The organism is Lactobacillus sp. UMNPBX17 (genome assembly GCF_002553735.1).
Classification (GTDB): Bacteria; Bacillota; Bacilli; order Lactobacillales; family Lactobacillaceae; genus Lactobacillus; species Lactobacillus gallinarum.
On sequence record NZ_PCYT01000170.1, the window covers coordinates 1 to 614 of the forward strand.

Sequence of the window (614 nt, forward strand, 5' to 3'; positions counted from 1 at the left end):
TCCAAATGGACTTTTTATTTTCTATCAAGTGTTCAATTTAATTTTACAATCGGCGCATTTTTATCAACCCATTGAAAGTTATCATTATTGATGCTGCTGGTATTTAGTTTTTTATCACCATCTGACAAACTAAACTTATTAACATCAATCTTATTAGTTTCTTTTCCGTCATATTCTTTAGTGTTTTGACTTCCAATTTGCCAAGTATCTGAATCAGTTGCCGGATTATTATGTCCGTTGCTGTTATTATCAGCAGCATCTGCACATGCTACATGATGACTTATATCACCAGCAGTATTTATTCCGGTATCTGCACTCACTACTTGAGAACTAAAGCCAAAAAAAGAAACTCCAATCAAAGCTGAGACAGCTCCAACTGATAGTTTCCTAATTGAATATTTATTTCTTTTATTATTAGATTTCCTTATTTTCTCATTATAGTTATTTTCAGATAACATCTTAATATCACATCACTTAAAGCATGTTTATTCTATATGAACATATTTAACATAGCTATAAATATTAATATATCATTATGTATATCTTTTTTAAAGTATTTTATTACTTTTTATAAGTAATATGTAATAAGAGTACCATTTAACTTATATTAATTT

The 614-nt window shown here is 27.7% G+C and carries 1 protein-coding gene; it reads right to left on the minus strand.

Translation table 11 applies throughout. The annotated features are described in order from the left end of the window. Window positions 1–32 precede the first annotated feature (32 nt). Window positions 33–458, minus strand: coding sequence for a YSIRK-type signal peptide-containing protein (locus tag CP368_RS10150; RefSeq protein ID WP_098046065.1), 426 nt, complete (start codon window positions 456–458; stop codon window positions 33–35). Window positions 459–614 lie beyond the last annotated feature (156 nt).

Excerpts from the sequence above, each read along its gene's own strand:
- CP368_RS10150 (WP_098046065.1), bottom strand. The coding sequence starts at position 458 with ATGTTATCTGAAAATAACTATAATGAGAAAATAAGGAAATCTAATAAT.